This is a genomic window from Fictibacillus sp. 26RED30 (assembly GCF_015903845.1).
Taxonomy (GTDB): Bacteria; Bacillota; Bacilli; order Bacillales; family Fictibacillaceae; genus Fictibacillus; species Fictibacillus phosphorivorans.
The window spans coordinates 1485889-1505995 of the sequence record NZ_JACZDV010000001.1 but is presented as its reverse complement, the minus strand read 5'-3'; the positions used below and the strand labels follow the sequence as shown (position 1 = coordinate 1505995).

Here is a 20107-nt window from a genome sequence, read left to right as displayed (position 1 = left end):
AGCACCTCCTTATGTTTAGTTGAAATCTTGATTACGAAGATATTCTTCATATGCTGATATCTTTTTACGCAACATATCATCAATTTCCATTAATACTTGTACCTGATTCTTAACATGATCTTGGTGATTTTTTAATAATTTCAACCTCTTATGAGTAGTTTGATCACCCTGTAAAAATAAAGAAGCATATTCCTGAATCTGAGCAAGCGGCATTTTCGTTTCTTTAAGTTTGATAACAAAACGCAGCCATTGAACATGGTATTCAGAGTAACGTCGATCACCACGAACTGTTCGTTCTGGTGTGATGATCTTTTCTTTCTCATAAAATCGCAGTGTATGTGTTGATACGTTAAGAAGTTTAGCTACTTCTCCAATAGAATACATATTAATCACCCCAACAGTTATCTAGTTCCTTGACTTAGAGTTTACTCTAATCAGTATAATAAAACACAAGAGGAATTACCAAATGAATAAATTTGAGGAGTGATTTTAATGAAATACACAGTAATTACGGGAGCGAGCTCTGGAATTGGATACGAAACGGCACTTGGATTTGCTGCTAGAGGTAAGAATTTAATTATTGCAGCTCGGAGAACAGAAGAATTAGAGCAACTTAGAGCAAACGTATTGTCTATGTATCCAGATCTTGACGTTGTTGTTTACACAGTTGATCTATCAATAACCGCTAAAGTACATGATTTCTACGGAAGTCTAAAGGAATATGAGATTGAAACTTGGATTAACAATGCTGGATTTGGGAACTTCGCTTCAGTTGGTGAGCAAAATTTAGATAAAATTGAAACGATGATTCATTTAAATATTGAAGCATTAACCGTTCTTTCTTCTCTTTATGTTAGAGATTATGCTGAGGTTGAAGGTACACAGCTTATCAACATATCTTCTGGCGGAGGCTACACGATTGTTGCAGACGCTGTAACATATTGTGCATCCAAATTTTATGTGAGTGCCTTTACAGAAGGACTTGCACAGGAATTAAAGAGTAAAGGACAAGCCATGCAAGCAAAAGTATTGGCTCCAGCTGCTACTGAGACAGAATTTGCAAAGCGTTCCATGGATCTCGAAGACTTTCAGTATGAAGGAACTGTCCCAAAATTTCATACAAGTAAAGAGATGGCTGAATTCTTACTGAATTTATACGATAGTGAGAAAATAGTTGGTATCGTTGATGGTGAGACCTATGAATTCCACTTAAAAGACCCAATCTATCCGTATGCAGCTAGACAAAGAAAATAGTCGTACCACCTCTATATTATGATAGACTGAATCAAGAAGATTAAGAAGTCTCCTGTTGGAGGTATGCACATGTATTCAAGCGAGATAAGAAAAAAGAACCATGATCGAAAAAATGTAAATACTACTTTAAGCCATTCGTTATACACTGAGATTAAGATATTAGCTAAAAAACTTGATAAACCAGCGAATGAACTTATTGAAGAAGGTATGGTTCATGTGTTGAATCAGTATAAGAAGAACAAGAAGTAAACACGAAAACGCACAGGTTTTATACTGTGCGTTTTTTTACCTTTTAGTGAACTAATCGACTTAAATTACAACAAGTTGGATAAAAAGATAATATAGTTTTTAAATTGTAGTTTCTGGGATGTGACCAACGTGAATCCTTATGTTGATGTAATTTTTCGATCTATAATTGCCTTTTTTTCTATATTTTTTGCTGCTCGTATTTTAGGCAAACAAACCGTTTCAAGAATGACGATCTTTGATTTTATCGCTGTCGTCACGCTCGGATCTGTCACTGCAAACTTAGCATTTGCCTTAGAAGTAAAAGCGCGTTATATCTTTCTCGTGTTCTTCATCTTTGTTCTTCTGATCTATCTTTCTGCATTTCTTTCCTTAAAGAGTAAAAGAGCTCGCAAATACGTAGCAGGAGATCCGACTGTCGTTATTGAGAACGGAAAAATATTAGAGCATAATATGAGAAAAATGCGTTACACCCTTGATTATTTAAATCAGCAGCTTAGGCAAAAAGATATTTTCTCTATAGACGATGTAGACTACGCACTCGTTGAGAATAACGGACTTCTCTCTGTAAAGAAAAAAGAAGCGCACCTTGCTGTCACCCGTAAAGACTTACATATCTTTAAAGAAGAAGTGAAGCTCCCCATCGAGTTGATGATGGATGGTGAGATCCTACTGAACAACTTAAAAGAAAATAACATCTCTAAAGAATGGCTGTTCTCGGAACTCAAGAAACGTAATCTTACAATTGAAAGTGTAGTTTATGCACTACTTACTAGCAGCAATAAACTGTATATAGATATCCATGATGATAAGCTATATTCTCCTATGGATGTTGAGTAATTCTCTCCATACGCCCTTTGTATAAAATAGAGATTCTAATAAAAGTCGCTTTAAAGTTTACATAATAATATTACAGTCCTCTTACTTCCAATTCTGCTCAATGAAAGTGTCTCTGCCTGAAGTTTCGCGCTCTTCTTTATAAGCTTTTGGGTTTTTCTTGTAAAAATCTTGATGATATTCTTCAGCTTCATAAAACACGCTTGCTGGTAAAATTTCTGTTACGATCGGCTTTTTAAACTTTCCGCTTTCTTCTAAATTCTTTAAAGATTGTTCGGCAAGTTCTCTTTGTTCTTCCGTATGATAAAAGATCGCCGTTCTATATTGTGTTCCACGGTCGATAAACTGTCCTTCATCATCCGTTGGATCAATTTGCGGCCAATACAGATCTAACAATTTTTGATACGGAAAAACCTCCGGATTAAATGTGATTTGAACCGCTTCACGATGCCCGGTCTCACCTGTTTTAATCTGTTCATAGGTTGGGTTGTTAAGTTCTCCACCTGTGTAACCAGATACGATACCATGAATGCCAGGTAGCTCATCGAACGGTTTAACCATACACCAAAAGCAACCCCCTGCGAATGTTGCGAGCTGTTTATTACTCAAACTAATTCCTCCTAAAAACAAAAACTCAATTCATAAAAAGATTTTATCGTGATAGACGAAAAAAGAACAGTGATTGCACTTACCTGTTCATAGGATAACCTATATACGACATACACTGTAAGCACTATGGATAAAGTGCGGTGAGGAATTTGAATTTTAAAGAAATTGAATCTGAAATTTATAAACGGTGTAATGAGCTTCTTTCCCTCCAAAAAACGGATGGAACTTGGCGTTTTTGTTTTGAGAATTCTGTGATCACAGATGCGTATATGCTCATTTTATTACGAACCATAGACTACAAAAATGAAAACCTTATTAAAAGGATAGCCGATCGAATCCTTTCCAAGCAGTCTCACGATGGATTATGGCGTGTATATCCTGATGAGGAACCGGCGAATTTGTCAGCAACGATCCAAGCCTATACAGCTCTTTTGTATTCAAAGCCCCACATACACACTGAAGAACCACTTCAGACCGCCAAACAATTCATTATAAATAATGGTGGATTAAAAAATGCTGACCTTTTAACAAAAGTCTTTTTAGCTATGAACGGTTTATATCACTGGCCAGAGCTACCAATCGATCCAGCCATTCTCTTTTCCCTGCCTCTTACTTCTCCCATTAACCGTTATGATATCAGCAGCTATGCTAGAGCCCACTTTGCTCCTGTTCTGTTAATGATTGAAGGTAAAAAGAAACTAACTTCAAGCTACACACCTGATCTATCAGTATCATTAGGAAAATCAGATCAAGGTTCCAACATTGAAGATTGGATAAATCTGTTCTCCTTGTTGAACATTAGAGACTCATACATGAAAACGAAGAAAGAAAATATACTTTCATACATTCAAAACCATATCGAACCTGATGGAACACTTCTTAGTTATGGGTTAACCACTATTTTCATGGTGTACGGTCTGCTTTCAGAAGGATTTGATACATCATCACCGGTTATTCAAAACGCTCTGAACGGGTTGATGAATATGTTTTGTGAGGTAGATGATACGTTGCATCTGCAGAATTCACCATCCACTACATGGGATACGTCTCTCATGCTTTATACATTGCTTGAAGCGGGTGTTCCACATACAAACGCCTCTGTATTAAAAGGAGCAAGATTTCTACTTACACAACAGCAGAATAAATATGGTGATTGGTCTGTTCATAATCCAGATGCAATCCCAGGAGGCTGGGGCTTTTCTATAGGTAATACACAGCACCCAGATCTAGATGATACTCAAGTGTCACTCCGTACTATTGCACAATACTGTCGTACCCACTCTTCTTATTATTCAAGCTATGAAAAAGGGCTTGGATGGCTTCTATCTATGCAGAACGATGATGGGGGATGGGCAGCCTTTGAAAAGAATACAAATCGTTATCTAATCGGAAGCCTACCCATAAAGCACGCAAAAGACGCTCTAGTTGATCCATCCACTCCAGATATTACAGGCAGGACTTTAGAGTTCTTAGGAAATTACCATGGCTTGAATCAAGATCATCTCTCAATAACAAAAGGTGTGAACTGGCTACGAGCCAATCAAGAATTAGATGGTTCATGGTATGGACGATGGGGAGTTTGTTATATTTATGGGACATGGGCTGCCGTTACAGGTTTAATCGCCTGTGGCGTTCACAAAAATGATAAAGAAATTCAAAAAGCGAAAAACTGGTTGCTATCGATTCAAAATGAAGATGGAGGTTGGGGCGAGTCTTGTGAGAGTGATACGAAGAGAATGTATGTTAGCCTAAACAAAAGTACACACTCTCAAACAGCTTGGGCGCTTAACACATTAACGGCTATCTCGGACCAGCCTAATCTCAGTATGAAAAAAGCTGTTAATTGGTTTCTAACTAAAAAGAAAGTAGCCAGCTATCCAACAGGAGCCGGCTTACCTGGCGCTTTTTATATCCATTACCACAGTTATGATAAAATCTGGCCGTTACTTGCACTTTCTCACTATTATAGAAAATACTATTGAGTGGAATCATCTGCATGCTGATCCATATTCTTATCCTTCTTTCGCAAAATACCTAAACCTAACACAACAAGTAAAATCAGATATAAAGTAAACCACCATAGCGTCCAGTTTCGCCCTACAAAATCGGTAAATTCCATTGTATTCGTGTGGATATGGTTACTCAACGCCCATATTAATAATCCGGCTGGAAGTAAAAAGGGATGATAGTTCGGAAACTTAGATAGATGCTGTAATCCCTTTAGTGCTGTAAATAGACAAATGACAATCTTAACAAGAATTCCAAATATCCATACAACACCAATGATGACCTCTACCCTCTCAAAAATATTGATGATTGAAATATCTCTCATCAACTCATAAGTAGGATAACTTTGCCGTTTAACCATATAAGCTCCTTCAACACCTACAGCAATAAATACGGTTAAGATAAGAGCTAATCCTCCAAACAAGATTCCTCCCAGATAGTTTTTGGAGAGTTTTTCTTTGTTTTTCACATATGTGAGAACACTTCCTAAAAGAATGATCTCGATGAATGGAAATCCAGTCGTCGTGTATGCACCTTGCGAGATTTTTAACATCCCTTGTTCGAAAAAAGGCTGCAAGTGTGAAAATCTGAATTGATTCGTAGTAAGGGCTAACGAACAAATGAAAAAAAGAATCATAAATGGAGTTAAAAACTCATTTACACGACCAATGTTATTTAATCCATAAAAGCAGGAATATGCTGCAAGTAGAATAATCATAATCTGAAAAGTCCATGGACTTGACTCTGGTATAACATTTGAGATCATAAAGTTACTAAGGTTTCTAACCACATATGAAGCTAAATGTAGAGCATAAAAGATGATGATAATATTTAATATCGTGCCAACTACCTTACCTCCAGCTACTTCGGTGATACGAAAAATAGAGCGAAACTGGTACCGTTTCAGAATCAATATCCAAATAATGTTTAAGGTCAAACCGATAATTACCGCAAATATCATAGAAATCCATGCATCCTGTGCAGAGAAAAAAGCGGTTAAGTTAGGTGCCATTAATAAGGAACTACCCATTATAAAACTGATTACGATTAAAACAAGCTGCCATCGATTTATAGTATGGTTCATGTTTATCCTCCAAACATCAGTTTATATAGTGGTGAATATATAGCATTGATCCATTTTGAAAAAGGAAGCCATTGACTATTGGAGAGGAATGTTGCCACATTCAACATTGAGAAGATCCAAAAAGTCGTAAGTGTAATACGATAGGGTTTATTTTTGCTCATGAATGGTTTCCACCCTCGCTCCTACAGATTCAAGTTTTATGGATACATTTGTTTCTAGTTCCACATCGGAAAACTCTTCTTTCCAATTTTCTTTGTATTTCTTCCAGACTTCAGGATGTTTATTATAGAGTAACTTTCCTAATCCAAAAACATCCGTCTTTTCTTTTTGTGCCTTTTTCACAGTGCTTTTTATATGACGTGCTAGTTCCTCGTTCACTCTTCTTTCCATTTCAATAAGGGTTTTTGGATCACCAATATCGACTGCACATGTCACTTCTTGTAGAATGGCTTTCCCTTTTACATCTACTACATATTTCAAATTACCATTTGTGTAATGAACCTTTGTTTTAGAGTCAACGTCTTTTACCATGAATCCTACGTTACCTTTCTGACTATCACATTTGTGACTCAAAATAAAGATATCCTTTACTCTTTGATTGATAATAGACCAACCTCTCGTTTGATCATTGTTCAACCAGGTCACCATTTTTTCTTTGTTGAAGACAGCCAGTCCAGTAATTCGATAAGTTTTATCATTTGCATTTATATTTTCTAAATTGGATGTTTCGCTTTGACTATCATTTAACTGAACGATTTCTACGCCTTGAAGGACCGGATCCCTAAATTCTCCATATCGCCAACGTACGACATCTTTCTCCTTAATTCCATCTGATATACCAGTAGAAGTGGCAGCTAAGCGCACTCTATTCTTTAATGATTCACCAGGGTTCTTAAAGATTGGCGTATAAATAGAGAGAATATTTTTGGCAGTCGAATTTTTTGCAACAAACATGATGAGATTATCCCGAACTTCATGGTTTCGCTCCATAAAATCAAATAATGGAGCTAACCCTTCGGTCCTTGCATATTTTTCACCAATAATGACACTTGTAATATGTGAAAAAAGCAATTTCCGAGGTAAAATGTTTCTTCCTTTTTCAACAGCATCATAAAGGGTCTCACCTGAAACTGTATACGTGTAAACCGATCCCCCCGATCCTCCTGATGGTGCACCCCCTTGCCCACCTGCTGTGCCTCCTGGATTCACCACTTGAAAATGAACGATCGTTTTATTCTTTTTATAGTCCACACCAATAGAGGATACAATTAGGAGTTCATTAAGCTCTACTCGACCAGCACATCCAGATAGTATCAATGAGAATGAGATGATTACAGCAACTATATTCCATCTCCTCATGATTTTTTTACCCATTTTCTATGCAGTTTCGTTTGTGTCCACCATAAAGGTAGACGGAGTAGGCTGTCTTTTTGTTTTCCCGATTGAAACGGCGCTAACGGTGAGAAGTAAGGTTTTCCCATGGACGTTAGCGAACATAGGTGGATCAGTAGACCAATCATGAAAAAAATCATTCCAAAAATGCCTGTTGTTGCTGCTAAAATCATTAGTACGAACCTTAGCAAACGTGCAGCACCACTAAATCCATAATAAGGTGAGACGAAGCTTGAAATTGCTGTCAATGAAACGACAATTACGATAGCTGGGGAAACAAGTCCTGCGGCTACAGCAGATTCACCGATTACAATCGCTCCTACAATTGAAACAGCAGAACCAATTGGACGGGGCATTCGAATACCGGCTTCACGCAAGATTTCAAAGATTGTTTCCATAACAAGTGCTTCAACGAATGCTGGAAACGGTACACCTTCTCTTTGAGCGGCTAAACTGACTAGAAGATTAGTGGGAACCAACTCTTGATGAAAGGTAGTAACAGCAATATATGCCGCCGGAAGTGCTAATGATATCATGAAAGAAATCACCCGAATCACACGAATAAAGCTTGAAAGATCAAAGTGATGGTAATAATCTTCAGCCGCTTGGAAAAAAGATATAAAGGTTGTTGGTGTGATAAGGACAAATGGTGTACCCTCGAACATGATTACAACGTTACCTTCAGATAGAGCTGCAGCTGCTACATCTGGTCGTTCTGTAGATTGAAAGGTAGGAAACGGAGAGTATCCGTTCTCATCGATTAATTCTTCAAGCATTCCACTTTCGAATATTTTGTCAGTGTTTAGATTCGATACCCTTTTTATCACTTCTTGTAAGACTTCTTGATCGACCTGGCTTTCTAGATAGGAAACTAAAATTGTTGTTTTCGTTATTTTTCCTACTTCAAACGGCTTAAAGCGTAAAGTAGGGTTTGAGATTCGGCGTCTCAGCAAGGTTGTATTGGTCTGAAGCGTTTCAATAAATCCTTCACGTGGACCTCTTACCATTGTTTGTGCTTCAGGTTCTTCTACACCCCGTGTCTCCCACGTTTCAAGGGGAATAGAGTATGCCTCTGTCATCCCATCTACAAAAATAATGACCTGGCCTTTTAAGACAGGGGTTATGATCAAATCGAAATGAGGACATGGACTTATCATTGCGGAAACTTCTGTTTGATGAATAAGTTCTTTCGGTTGTAACGTTTTATTTGCTAGTTGTGTGCGTTTTATAGGCTCAATAATGGATAATTCAAGTTGTTGTTTGTTGATCAATCCTTCGATGTAACAAATGCCAAAAGGAATAGGCATCTCTAAAAACTCTACGATTTTTACATCGATACTCTCTCCTAGAATGTTCTTGATCTCTGCTACATTCGTCTTTAGATCAGAGGATACATGAAGATGGTCATAATTTTCAGTTGATGAAGAGGAATCGTGACGTTTTCTTTTGAAAAATTGCTGGCTCATCTCTTTCCCTCCTTCTAAATCATTGATGTTCTCAGCTTTTGTAACTGCCTTCTGTTTTATACAGTTTAGGTAAATCGCAAGACACACAAACCACCTGCATCTAAGGACAGGTGGTTTGTGGAATCATGATTGATTTTGAATAATGTCATGAAAATCAACTGCATTCATATATTTGGTAAGACCAGCATCAATAATTGGTATTACCATAAGAATGAGGTGTAACTTGCCATGAAGAAGCGTTCTTCTGAAATGATCGGCCAACAAATCATCCAATCCATTCTACAAGGAAAAATAGAAATTCATGAATCAATCCCTTCTGAAAGAGATTTATCATCGATTTACAATGTAGGAAGACCAACAATTAGAGAGGCTTTGCAGCGATTAGAGCGGGATGGCTGGATCGTTTTTCATAAGGGACTGCCAGCCACGGTAAATGAATATTGGAAACAAGGAAACTTAATGACGATCGTTACCATTCTTCAACTGCAAGACGAAATTCCTGATGAATTTATTGTGTATATGCTTGAACTTAGGGTTTCTTTAACCCCAACATATATAAAAGATGCGGTTAAACATAACCGAGTAAAACTAATATCTTTGTTTTCATCTCTGGATGAATTGAAAGATGAACCAGCTTCATATGCTCTTTTTGATTATCATCTGCAGCAAGATATGGCTCAATTATCTCCTAACCCGATCTATTGCCTAATCCTGAATAGCTTTAAAGATGTTTATTACAGAATGGCACTCCAATACTTCGATGATTCCTCTTCTCGATCGTTATCTAAACAGTATTACGTAGTCCTGTTAGAATCAATATTAATCGGTGACATTGAAGGAACTGAAAAATTAACGCAATCCATGATGGAAGATAGTCTAAGTCTTTGGAAGAAAAAGATGAATGGAGGAAAGAACAATGAAGAGTAAACGAATATATCGAGATTTTTTCTTGCATTTTGATATAGTAGTTATGATGATTATTTTCTTCTTAATAACCAGCTTTCTGTTTACGATGAACCTTACGACAACAGTTCTACTTTTCTTTCCACTAGGTATTTTGATTTACATGTTCAGCGAATATCTCACGCATCGTTTTTTCTTTCATATTAAAGCACCTAAAAATACAATTCTGTTCAAATTAATAAAGAGATTACACTATGATCATCATAAAAAGCCAAATGAATTAAAGTTGTTATTCCTGCCAATTTGGTATAGCATCCCTAGCCTCTTTCTTTTATCTACCCTCTTTTTTCTCTTCACACAAGCAATTCAGTACACCTTGTCTTTTTCTATCGGTCTTTTATTTATGTTTTTCGTCTATGAATGGAAACATTATGTGGCTCATAGGCCGCTGAAGCCGAAAACCAAGTTTGGCAGATGGATTAAGAAGACACATACTTTGCATCATTATAAAAACGAGAACTATTGGTACGGCGTTTCAACTCCCTTTATCGATGTATTGTTTGGGACGTTAAAGGATGAAAAAGAGGTGGAATTGAGCGATACTGCTAAAGACTTAGAAAAAAGAAGTAAAGAGTGAATAGAAAAAGTCCAATTAAACTTTTCCTTTAATTGGACTTCGTATCTGTTACTCAAGAATTCAACTGTACCTCTTTTAACTTTTGTCGCTGCTCATCTGGCCACCATGCTCCGCAATCATCAGAGACGACACACACTGAACATTTTTCAAGATCATATACTTTCATACCACTAATGGGTGGCGAATAGAGGTGGAGTGTGACAAGAGCGCTACTTTCTTCAGCCTTCATCTTATGGATTCCTCTTTTAGGTGCGTAGAAAATCTGGTCTTTAGTATGAGTCGATGTAAATAATTCAGAAGGCAACCCATTTTCACTAATCTCATAAACAGTATTTTTGGAAGAACCACTAAGCACTTTGATCCAACCTTGAGAAGAACCGTGATCATGCGGAGCACACTCTAATTGTGACCAATTCATTACCAATAATTCTACATCTTCGTTCTGATATAACAGCTTTCTATAATACGGTTTACTCTCTGAAATTTTAAGTTCAGTTTGAACATCCTCTAGCTCTATATTTAAAGAAATCAACGCTGTCTTGAGATCTTCCTTTGAAGGATCGCTTAATGAATCGAGTATGGTCAATGACTTTTGAATCGTTCTCACCATGTTACCTCCTTCGATAATTTATTAAGAATGAAAGATAGCGAAGAACTCCTCTTATTGTATGAACATGTACTTGCCACTTATGTGAATGATAGTAAATTTTGTTCGCTAATAAAAAAATCGCCTAGCAGGTGCTAGACGATTTAAAATAAAGGATTTTGACGCACATCTATCCAATGTTCCGATTGTTCAAGCTCTCCAGCTAATTGCAGCAACAAATTCTCATGACCTCTTGCCGCAATGACCTGCACTCCTATCGGTAGTCCATCTTCTGTACGATGCATCGGAACGGACATAGCCGGTTGTCCAGTCAGATTAGCCAACTGAGTGAAAGGAGTTCTAGCTAGATTTTTTCGAGCAATCTGATCTACGATTCCTGCCTTTTTTAATAACCCACCAAGACCGATTCTACTAACAGTACGAATAAGAAACTGTTCAGAAGCGCTTGGCTGAAGTTCTCCAATCATAGCCGGGGGAAAAGCCGTCGTAGGCGTTATGTAAAGATCATAAGTTTCATGAAAGGTCTCCATCTGGAGAGCTGCAATATCCCATTCTCTAATACTGAGCACAAATTCTTCTGCGGAAGTTGCTTTTCCTAGCAAACCAAGCAGCCAAGTAGAAGGTTCTACATCTCGGTAAGTCACTTTCCGGCCAAGAATACTTTCTAGAGACGTCAAAGTAGCCGCCGTTTCACCAAAGTACATATTTAAATAACTTTTTGCTAGCTTTTCCCCATCAACAGGAGCATCAACTTCTTCCACATCGTGCCCCATAGACTCTAATATTCTCGCAGAATTAAGCACTGCATCTCGACATTCAGGATGAACTTCTGTTTTGATCGGCGATGTAACAGAAAAAGCAATTCTTAACTTCCCATCAATTGGAGTACTAGCAGCATCTAGGAAACTGCCTTTATATTTTGGAGTATAAAAGGCACCTGCTTTCTCATGACCATGCAATTGATCCAGCATGGCAGCACTGTCTCTAACGGTTCGTGTTAGGACGTGTTCAGCTGACGCTCCTTGCCAGGAACGGCCTAAGTTAGGACCGACGGGGGTTCTTCCTCTTGTTGGTTTTAATCCAAACAAACCACAATAAGATGCTGGAATTCGAATGGAACCACCTCCATCATTAGCACCGGCAAAAGGAACCATACCAGAGGCGACAGCTGCTGCTGAACCTCCACTTGAACCGCCAGGCGTATGTTTCAGATTCCATGGATTCCGGGTTGGACCGTATTGAACGGGTTCGGTATAAGCGACTAACGCAAACTCCGGAACGTTCGTCTGGCCGACTAATACAACGCCAGCTTTTTTTAATCTTCGTACATATTCAGAATCTATCTTTGACCGGTAAGAAAAGAAAGCTTTCGAGCCAGCAGTAATCGGTTCACCTTCAACCTCTTGTGAAATATTTTTTAACAGCGTAGGTACACCTGAAAACGGTCCACTTTGTTCATTGTCAGCCATCACCCGTGCCTTTTCATACATCGTATTTATAACAGCATTTATTTTTGGATTTAGAGTATCAATCCTTTTGATGGACTCTTCAAGCAGTTCAATCGGCTTGACTTCTTTTTTTCTAACTAACTCTGCAAGCCCTAATCCATCATAATCTTTGTAATTGAACCCTTTCATCTACTTCACTCCTGAACTTTGATGAGTATGACTTAAAAATCATTGTTTAATAGAATTTGTGCATCTCAAGGAATTGAAGTCATGTCATGCTTTACGTTCATTACCCCTTTTGAAATTACCGGTTATTTTAGCCATAATCAGCTGTTCTGCCATTTCGCTGTCTGCTGCTTTTATTCTATTTAAAAACTTTTCTGCTTCCTTTCCTTTAAGAATTTTCACTTGTTTTCCGTAGTAATCTAAAAATACGTTGTGATCTTTTGTTTCTCGATAACTAAAAGGTTTTTCTTCTAATCGATTTCTTTTATCAATATGTTCCACGTTTCCTTGTCACCTTCTTGAGTTCTATTATTTACATATATTTCTTATGTGTATTACATGTATTTTCAACATACACGTTCATTAGTCCTTCTAAACTGAAATTCGATTCTCTATGGTTTGTATAAAAGATGACCAGACTACAAAAAAAGGACATTTTCTAACGTAGTAGAAAAATGTCCTTTCCGTATATTTCACTTTTACTAATTTTGCGATTCAACGATAGGATTAGAAGCAGAATTTAGTCGTTCTACAATCCTTCTCTTTTGGTAAAGCATGGTTCCTGTTTCTGCAAGATCACTGATCATTGAACGATTGGCAAATGCTCCAAATATAATTCCTGCTATAGGTACCATCTGAAACAGCTTTTTCCAACCAAATGACTCTGTAAATGTTAATGTGACCTCTCTCCATCCTTGTATTTGAGAAACGACTTCTCTTGATTTCATTTCATCCTTACTGATTGCAGCAAGTTCATTAAGAATCGCTTCTTTACCTACATAATCAGAAGTAGAAAATTGGAGGCATTTTAAGATATAGACTCGTTCTTCTTTATTATTTGGATCATATCCGTGTATGATCGCGATTTCTTGTAAAGTTTTTAAAGAGATTGCTAATATAGCAGGTATATCAATCGCTAGTGTGAAGATACCTCCAATTCCAGTACTGGCTCCTTGTAGAGTTGCAGCACTTTTTCGTTTGTTTGCAAGCTCCAAGGAAACGTTCTTCATTTCTTCAACGGGTATGTTTTTAAAGTCTGCTAAATCATGTATCGATCTACCTGTTTGTTTTTCGAAGAACTGAAAAACCGATTGCTCTTTAGATAGATATTGACCACCGTTTTGTATGTATCCACCAATCTCATCAAGCAGTGTTCCAATCTTATTTTGAATAAATTTTGGTGTCACTTTATCTACCAGCTTAAACGGCAGGCGAGTAATTCGCTCCCAGAACCATAACCCTTTTTGATCTTTTTCCCATTTCTCGATCTGTTGAAGTTCTTTTAATAAATACTCTTTCGATTCCATCGTTCTTCATCCTATCTATATGTTCATACCTATTGTACGCTGTGTGCTAGATTTAGTTTCAACATTGAAAAACCGTCTAGAAGCTATTTCTAGACGGTTCATCTTGTATTAGCTTATTGTTGCAGGGCTTTTAATGACTCTCGAATAAAGGCAGGAATATCATCTGGTTGGCGGCTCGTTACAAGATTACCTCCACAAACGACAACCTCTTCATCCTTAACTGTTGCTCCAGCGTTTTTTAGATCAACATGAATGGACTTAAATCCGGTAATGCTTCTTCCGTTTAGAACCTCTGCAGAAATCAAGAGCTGCGGACCATGACAGATTGCAAATACAGGCTTCCCTTCATCAGCAAAATGTTTCGTAAACTGAACGAATTCGTCATCACCTCTTAAAATATCAGGCGAAAATCCACCGGGAATGAAAAGCGCATCATAATCATTAGGTGACACTTCTGAAATTGCGGCATTTGTCGTTACTTGAGCTTCCTTTTGTTTTCCTTCAAGTGTTGCCCCTTTTTCTGAGCCGATAACGGTTACCTCATGGCCAGCTTCTCGAAAAGCTTTTGCCGGTTCCGTATATTCTACATCTTCAAACATGTTTGCGAGTACTGTTGCAATTTTAGCCATTACTTAACCACTCCTCATTTTTTGTATACAATTGTTGTATTACCATTGAGGAAGTAAATTAAACCCTTTTTTAAGTTCTAGCTTTAAAACAGGGACACAATATATAGATGAATCATCAAGACAGCGGCTAATAATCCGAGTAATGACGCTATGTTCGTTTCTGTTCTTGAGCCTGTTTTCGTGTAGAAAGGAAAACGAAAGCGAATAGGTAGCGGATAAAGAAGTTGAATACCCCTAGATGTCGCAGCATCTAGAATAAGATGCGAAAGTACTCCTACTACCAAGCCGATGCTTAAACTTTCTTCATAACGCCAATCTATCCATTGTGGCAACAAAAATAATACTAAAATCATCATCCAGCTATGAGTAATCGTACGATGCCCGAATGTCTTAGAAATTGTTCTTGATAAAAAAACGGTTTTCTTCCCTAAATATGATCCTGGATGACAAAGATCTGGAAGCAAGCTGCCAAAAACAGCCGCACCAAAAAAAGTCAATTCATGCTGCAGAGTCTCTGGAGGCAAATCAGTTAAAGCCTTATAAAGGGCCCCTGCAACAACGCCTCCAAGTAAATGTGTGTTGCTCTTCATGTTATGTATCTCTCATTTCTCTCGTTGTGTCGTTTCCCTTACTGTTTTATCTTCTTCATTTACTAATTATAGAGGGTTCTTATTTACATGATTTTTAATTCTTGACTTCTTTGATAAGTTGATTGGAGTGCAAGGTGCGAGACTCCTATGGGACGAGCGGTCAGGTGGAGACTCCTAAAGGCGCAAAGCGGCAGGAGGCTCACCGCACGCCCCATGGAAAGCGAGTATCCTGGAACGGAAATCAACTACTTTCATGAACTACAAAGAATTAATACATTCAAAAAAGAAGAAAAGAGCAGCAAGCGCTACTCTTTTGTTTGTTCGGTTGAAACCAATGATTTGATTCTCGTTATAGGCCCTGTTTCTCCGGTATCCACTACGAACGAACCATTGTTATAACGATCAGCTGGTTTGTAATTCAATGTAGAAATTGTCTCAACTTTACCTGAGCTTGTTTCTAGTACAAACTGTACTCCATCTGCTGTAATTAACTTCATACCCACGATTCGATGAGGGTTCGATTTTAACTCCCTCACCATCACAAGACCACGTTTAGCACGCGATGTTCTTTCAAATTCTGAAATCTTCATCTTTTTAAGTGCACCACGCTGTGTAGCAATAACAACTTGTGCCTTCTCAGGGTCTTCTGGTAGTGCAAATCCACTAACCACATGGTCCCCAGCTTTTAAATTTATGCCTTTAACGCCAGACGCTCTTTGTCCAACGATTGAGATCTCATCTTCAGCAAACCATAATCCTAGTCCAAAATGTGTCGCAATGAAAACATCTTGCACTCCGTTTGTTAACGAAACGTCTACGACTTCATCATCTGCTTTTAGCTTAACGGCCATCAGTGGACGGTTATAACGTGTCGCTTTGTAAGACTTGAGTTCTGTTTTCTTCGCCATACCCTGCTTAGTAAAGAAGATTAGATATTGATTCTCTGCAAACTCTTTAATCGGGTATGCTTTAATCAGTTTTTCATCTTTATCTAGGCCAACAAGACTTGCTAAGTGCTGCCCCATGTCTTTCCAGCGGATCTCAGGCATCTCGTACACAGGCAGGTAAACGTAGTTTCCTTTGTTCGTGAACATAAGTAGCGTTTCTGTTGTGTTGAGCTGAGACGCCATTAGAAGTGAATCGGTATCCTTCATGCCTGGCGGTTCACCGTTAGAAGCACTGTATGAACGAACACTAGAGCGTTTTACATAGCCGTCTTCTGTAACAGTCACCATGACATCTTCAGACGGAATCATGACTTCCATGTCGATCTTGATCTCTTCAATTTCCGCTTCAATGATTGTTCGGCGTGGATCAGCGTATTTCTTCTGAACCTCGGCCATCTCTTTTTTGATAACGTTAAACAGCTTTTTCTCGCTGTCTAATAGTGAACGAAGATACGTAATTTTTTTCGCTAATTCCTCAGCTTCCGATTGAAGCGTCGTGATATCTGTATTCGTTAAACGATAAAGCTGTAACGTAACGATCGCTTCAGCTTGTAGTTCTGTAAACTGAAATTTTTCAATGATGTTGTCTTTGGCGTTTCGTTTATCTTTAGAAGCACGGATCGTTTCAATTACTTCGTCTAAGATGGAAATCGCTTTAATTAAACCTTCAACAATATGTGAACGTTCTTCCGCTTTTCTTAGGTCATATCGTGTTCTTCGAGTAACAACTTCTTTTTGATGCTGAATGTAAGAATGAAGAATCGCCTTCAAACCCATCAGCTTCGGTGTCTTATTATGAATCGCTACCATGTTGTAATTATAGGAGACTTGAAGATCCGTATTTTTAAAGAAATAGTTTAGAATTCCTTCTGCATTACCGTCCTTACGAAGCTCGATTACGATTCTTAGACCCGTTCGATCTGTCTCATCGCGTATTTCAGCGATACCATCTACTTTTTTATCTAAACGCAACTCATCCATGCGCTTAACAAGGTTCGCTTTGTTCACTTCAAAAGGAACTTCAGTAATGACGATCTGCTGACGACCGCCTTTTAAGCTCTCGATCTCCGTTTTTGCACGAATGACAAAGCGACCTTTTCCTGTTTCAAACGCCTTCTTAATGCCATCTAGACCTTGAACGATTCCGCCTGTTGGGAAATCTGGCCCTTTAATCACGGTCATTAATTCCTCAAGAGAAACATCCGGGTTATCGATCTGCATCGTAACTGCATCGATTACTTCACCAAGGTGATGTGGTGGAATATCAGTCGCATAACCAGCAGAGATCCCTGTTGATCCATTGACTAATAGATTCGGATAACGGCTTGGTAATACGACCGGTTCTTCGGTTGTATCATCAAAGTTTGGTGCGAATTCTACTGTCTCTTTATCAATATCACGGAGTAGCTCAGAAGCGATAGCTGATAGCCTCGCCTCTGTATAACGCATAGCAGCTGCAGGGTCTCCATCGATACTACCGTTGTTACCGTGCATCTGAATAAGCACATTTCTTACTTTCCAGTCTTGACTCATACGGACCATTGCTTCATAAACGGAAGAATCACCATGTGGGTGATAGTTACCGATTACGTTTCCGACCGTTTTTGCTGATTTTCTGTATGGTTTTTCGTTCGTGTTTCCTTCTGCGAACATCGCATATAAAATACGGCGCTGAACGGGCTTCAGGCCGTCTCTTGCATCAGGTAATGCACGCTCCTGAATGATGTATTTACTGTATCTTCCGAAGCGGTCGCCGATTACGTCTTCTAACGGCAGCTCTCTAAATTTCTCAAGCAGTGACAATCTTTAAACCTCCTCAGAATGCTGACAAGTTCTCGTTATCTAGTATGTTAGTTTCTTCGTTTATGCCAAACGCAACGTGTTCTTCGATCCACTTTCGTCGCGGTTCTACTTTATCTCCCATTAGGACAGATACACGTTTTTCAGCACGGGCAGCGTCATCAATTCTTACTCGGATCAACGTACGTGTGTCAGGATCCATCGTAGTTTCCCATAATTGGTCAGCATTCATCTCACCTAGACCTTTATAGCGCTGGATGATATAGCCTTTTCCGATCTTTTTCTGCGCTTCTCTAAGCTCGTCTTCATCCCAAGCATATTCGATGACTTCTTTCTTACCAGTCCCTTTGCTTACTTTGTAAAGTGGAGGAAGTGCGATGAACACTTTTCCTTCTTCAATAAGCGGCTTCATGTATCGATAGAAAAAAGTGAGTAATAAAACTTGAATGTGTGCACCATCTGTATCTGCATCAGTCATGATTACAATCTTATCGTAGTTCACATCTTTTAAAGTAAAATCAGAGCCCACTCCAGCTCCAATCGCATGAATGATTGTGTTGATTTCTTCGTTCTTGAAGATATCAGCAAGCTTTGCTTTTTCTGTGTTGATTACTTTTCCTCGTAGTGGAAGGATCGCCTGGAATTTACGGTCTCGCCCTTGCTTAGCTGAACCTCCTGCAGAATCACCCTCTACAAGATAAAGTTCATTTCGTTCAGGATTCTTTGATGTAGCTGGAGTTAATTTACCGCTTAACATCGAATCCTTACGTTTGTTCTTTTTACCGTTACGAGCATCTTCACGTGCTTTTCGTGCTGCTTCACGTGCTTGTGCGGCTTTAATACTTTTACGTATGAGCATTTCACTAATTGCAGGATTTTCCTCAAGGAAATACGCTAACTTAACCGCTACGACCGCATCCACAGCAGAACGTGCTTCACTCGTTCCTAGTTTACTCTTCGTTTGCCCTTCAAATTGCAGAAATTCTTCAGGAATACGAACGGAAACAACAGCTGTTAAACCTTCGCGGATATCAGATCCATCTAAGTTTTTATCTTTTTCTTTTAACATGTTCGTTTTTCGAGCGTATTCATTAATGCTTCGAGTAATAGCCGTTTTCGCACCGGATTCGTGCGTTCCGCCATCTTTTGTTCGAACGTTATTTACGAACGATAATACGTTTTCTGCATAACCATCGTTATATTGAAAAGCAAAATCCACTTCGATCTCATTTTGTATGCCTTCAAAACTCACAACCGTGTGAAGAGAGTCTTTATCTTCGTTCAAGTATTTTACGAATGCTTCAAGACCTGTATCGAACTGAAACTCGTCTTTTTCACCGTTACGCGCATCTTCAAGTACGATCTTGATCCCTTTTAACAGGAATGCGGCTTCTCGTAATCGTTCGCTTAATGTTTCATAGTTATAGTTGATCGTAGAAAACATGGTCGGGTCTGGTTTAAAGTGTACGGTTGTTCCAGACTTACGCGTATTCCCGATCACTTCAAGGGTTGTTACAGGTTTTCCGCCATTCTCAAAACGCTGGCGATAAGTCTTTCCGTCACGATGGATCGTTACTTCCAACCATTCAGATAGTGCGTTTACAACAGAAGCACCTACACCATGCAATCCTCCAGATGTTTTGTATCCCCCTTGACCAAACTTTCCACCAGCATGAAGAACAGTAAAGATGATTTCTGGTGTTGGTTTGCCAAGTTTGTGCATACCTGTAGGCATTCCTCGGCCATCATCCGATACCGACACACTATTGTCTTTGTGAATTTTCACATGTATGTAATCACCGAATCCGCCTAATGCTTCGTCAACGGCGTTATCTACAATTTCATATACGAGGTGATGCAATCCTCTAGCATCCGTACTTCCAATATACATACCTGGACGTTTTCGAACGGCTTCTAAACCTTCGAGCACCTGTATGGCATCATCGTTATACTCCATTAATGACTTATTACTAGCCAAGTTGTGTTGCTCCTTTCACGTTGCTGCAGTACTACTATAATAGCAGAACGTTTGTTTCTATACTACTGTTGTCTGTATATTCTCCTCTTATTTCTCGGTATATCGACTGAAAACCTTTAGTGTCGAAAAGAATATTTTTCT

The 20107-nt window shown here is 38.6% G+C and carries 19 protein-coding genes; 6 read left to right on the top strand and 13 right to left on the bottom strand.

Translation table 11 applies throughout. From position 1 onward, the window contains the following. Nucleotides 1-15: 15 nt before the first annotated feature. The gene (locus IHV11_RS07760; RefSeq protein WP_197194258.1) at nt 16-384 is read right to left on the bottom strand and encodes a MerR family transcriptional regulator; all 369 of its coding nucleotides are present in this window, start codon (nt 382-384) and stop codon (nt 16-18) included. Nucleotides 385-492: 108 nt separating this feature from the next. Between IHV11_RS07760 and IHV11_RS07755 the strand changes: the two genes are divergently transcribed. From IHV11_RS07755 to IHV11_RS07745, 3 genes are all read left to right on the top strand, one after another. After that, complete coding sequence (locus IHV11_RS07755) at nt 493-1254, top strand: SDR family NAD(P)-dependent oxidoreductase (protein WP_197194257.1); 762 nt, start codon at nt 493-495, stop codon at nt 1252-1254. A 69-nt stretch (nt 1255-1323) separates the two neighbouring features. Then, nucleotides 1324-1503, top strand: coding sequence for a hypothetical protein (locus IHV11_RS07750; RefSeq protein ID WP_197194256.1), 180 nt, complete (start codon nt 1324-1326; stop codon nt 1501-1503). A 129-nt stretch (nt 1504-1632) separates the two neighbouring features. Further along, nucleotides 1633-2340 carry a DUF421 domain-containing protein gene (locus IHV11_RS07745; RefSeq protein ID WP_197194255.1) on the top strand — a complete coding sequence of 236 codons (708 nt, stop codon included), beginning with the start codon at nt 1633-1635 and terminating at the stop codon, nt 2338-2340. A gap of 81 nt (nt 2341-2421) precedes the next feature. Here the strand turns inward: IHV11_RS07745 and msrA are convergent, their stop codons facing one another. After that, a complete protein-coding gene (msrA, locus tag IHV11_RS07740; RefSeq protein WP_197194254.1) occupies nt 2422-2946 on the bottom strand; it encodes a peptide-methionine (S)-S-oxide reductase MsrA in 525 nt (174 codons plus the stop codon). Between the two features lie 149 nt (nt 2947-3095). On the opposite strand from msrA, the gene IHV11_RS07735 reads away from it, so the two are divergent. Continuing rightward, the gene (locus IHV11_RS07735; RefSeq protein ID WP_197194253.1) at nt 3096-4928 is read left to right on the top strand and encodes a terpene cyclase/mutase family protein; all 1833 of its coding nucleotides are present in this window, start codon (nt 3096-3098) and stop codon (nt 4926-4928) included. Here IHV11_RS07735 and IHV11_RS07730 read toward each other — a convergent pair. From IHV11_RS07730 to IHV11_RS07720, 3 genes are all read right to left on the bottom strand, one after another. Next, nucleotides 4922-6037 (bottom strand): GerAB/ArcD/ProY family transporter, encoded by a 1116-nt coding sequence (locus IHV11_RS07730; protein ID WP_197194252.1) that lies wholly within the window; start codon nt 6035-6037, stop codon nt 4922-4924. The two genes, IHV11_RS07735 and IHV11_RS07730, sit on opposite strands and share 7 nt — an antisense overlap. 147 nt (nt 6038-6184) lie before the next feature. Next, complete coding sequence (locus tag IHV11_RS07725; protein WP_197194251.1) at nt 6185-7396, bottom strand: Ger(x)C family spore germination protein; 1212 nt, start codon at nt 7394-7396, stop codon at nt 6185-6187. Continuing rightward, the gene (locus tag IHV11_RS07720; RefSeq protein WP_197190985.1) at nt 7393-8895 is read right to left on the bottom strand and encodes a spore germination protein; all 1503 of its coding nucleotides are present in this window, start codon (nt 8893-8895) and stop codon (nt 7393-7395) included. Before IHV11_RS07720 ends, IHV11_RS07725 begins: the two co-directional genes overlap by 4 nt. A 228-nt stretch (nt 8896-9123) precedes the next feature. On the opposite strand from IHV11_RS07720, the gene IHV11_RS07715 reads away from it, so the two are divergent. Both IHV11_RS07715 and IHV11_RS07710 read left to right on the top strand, forming a co-directional pair. Then, nucleotides 9124-9822 (top strand): GntR family transcriptional regulator, encoded by a 699-nt coding sequence (locus IHV11_RS07715; protein ID WP_197194250.1) that lies wholly within the window; start codon nt 9124-9126, stop codon nt 9820-9822. Further along, complete coding sequence (locus tag IHV11_RS07710) at nt 9812-10435, top strand: sterol desaturase family protein (RefSeq protein ID WP_231620207.1); 624 nt, start codon at nt 9812-9814, stop codon at nt 10433-10435. Before IHV11_RS07715 ends, IHV11_RS07710 begins: the two co-directional genes overlap by 11 nt. Before the next feature lie 52 nt (nt 10436-10487). On the opposite strand, the gene IHV11_RS07705 is transcribed toward IHV11_RS07710, so the two are convergent. The 8 genes from IHV11_RS07705 to parE all read right to left on the bottom strand — a co-directional run bounded on the left by IHV11_RS07705 (nt 10488) and on the right by parE (nt 19945). Further along, complete coding sequence (locus IHV11_RS07705) at nt 10488-11045, bottom strand: cysteine dioxygenase (RefSeq protein ID WP_197194248.1); 558 nt, start codon at nt 11043-11045, stop codon at nt 10488-10490. A 140-nt stretch (nt 11046-11185) separates the two neighbouring features. Continuing rightward, entirely contained in the window at nt 11186-12679 is a 1494-nt protein-coding gene (locus IHV11_RS07700; RefSeq protein ID WP_197194247.1) for an amidase, read from the bottom strand. An 84-nt stretch (nt 12680-12763) separates the two neighbouring features. Then, the gene (locus IHV11_RS07695) at nt 12764-12997 is read right to left on the bottom strand and encodes a hypothetical protein (protein ID WP_197194246.1); all 234 of its coding nucleotides are present in this window, start codon (nt 12995-12997) and stop codon (nt 12764-12766) included. 200 nt (nt 12998-13197) lie between these two features. Further along, on the bottom strand, nt 13198-14022 hold the full coding sequence (locus IHV11_RS07690) for an EcsC family protein (protein ID WP_197194245.1): 825 nt from the start codon (nt 14020-14022) through the stop codon (nt 13198-13200). Nucleotides 14023-14135: 113 nt separating this feature from the next. Continuing rightward, on the bottom strand, nt 14136-14651 hold the full coding sequence (locus IHV11_RS07685) for a type 1 glutamine amidotransferase domain-containing protein (RefSeq protein WP_197128004.1): 516 nt from the start codon (nt 14649-14651) through the stop codon (nt 14136-14138). An 83-nt stretch (nt 14652-14734) separates the two neighbouring features. Then, entirely contained in the window at nt 14735-15241 is a 507-nt protein-coding gene (locus IHV11_RS07680) for a metal-dependent hydrolase (protein ID WP_197194244.1), read from the bottom strand. Between the two features lie 305 nt (nt 15242-15546). Continuing rightward, on the bottom strand, nt 15547-17991 hold the full coding sequence (gene parC, locus IHV11_RS07675) for a DNA topoisomerase IV subunit A (RefSeq protein WP_197194243.1): 2445 nt from the start codon (nt 17989-17991) through the stop codon (nt 15547-15549). 13 nt (nt 17992-18004) lie between these two features. Next, complete coding sequence (parE, locus tag IHV11_RS07670) at nt 18005-19945, bottom strand: DNA topoisomerase IV subunit B (protein WP_197128244.1); 1941 nt, start codon at nt 19943-19945, stop codon at nt 18005-18007. Nucleotides 19946-20107 lie beyond the last annotated feature (162 nt).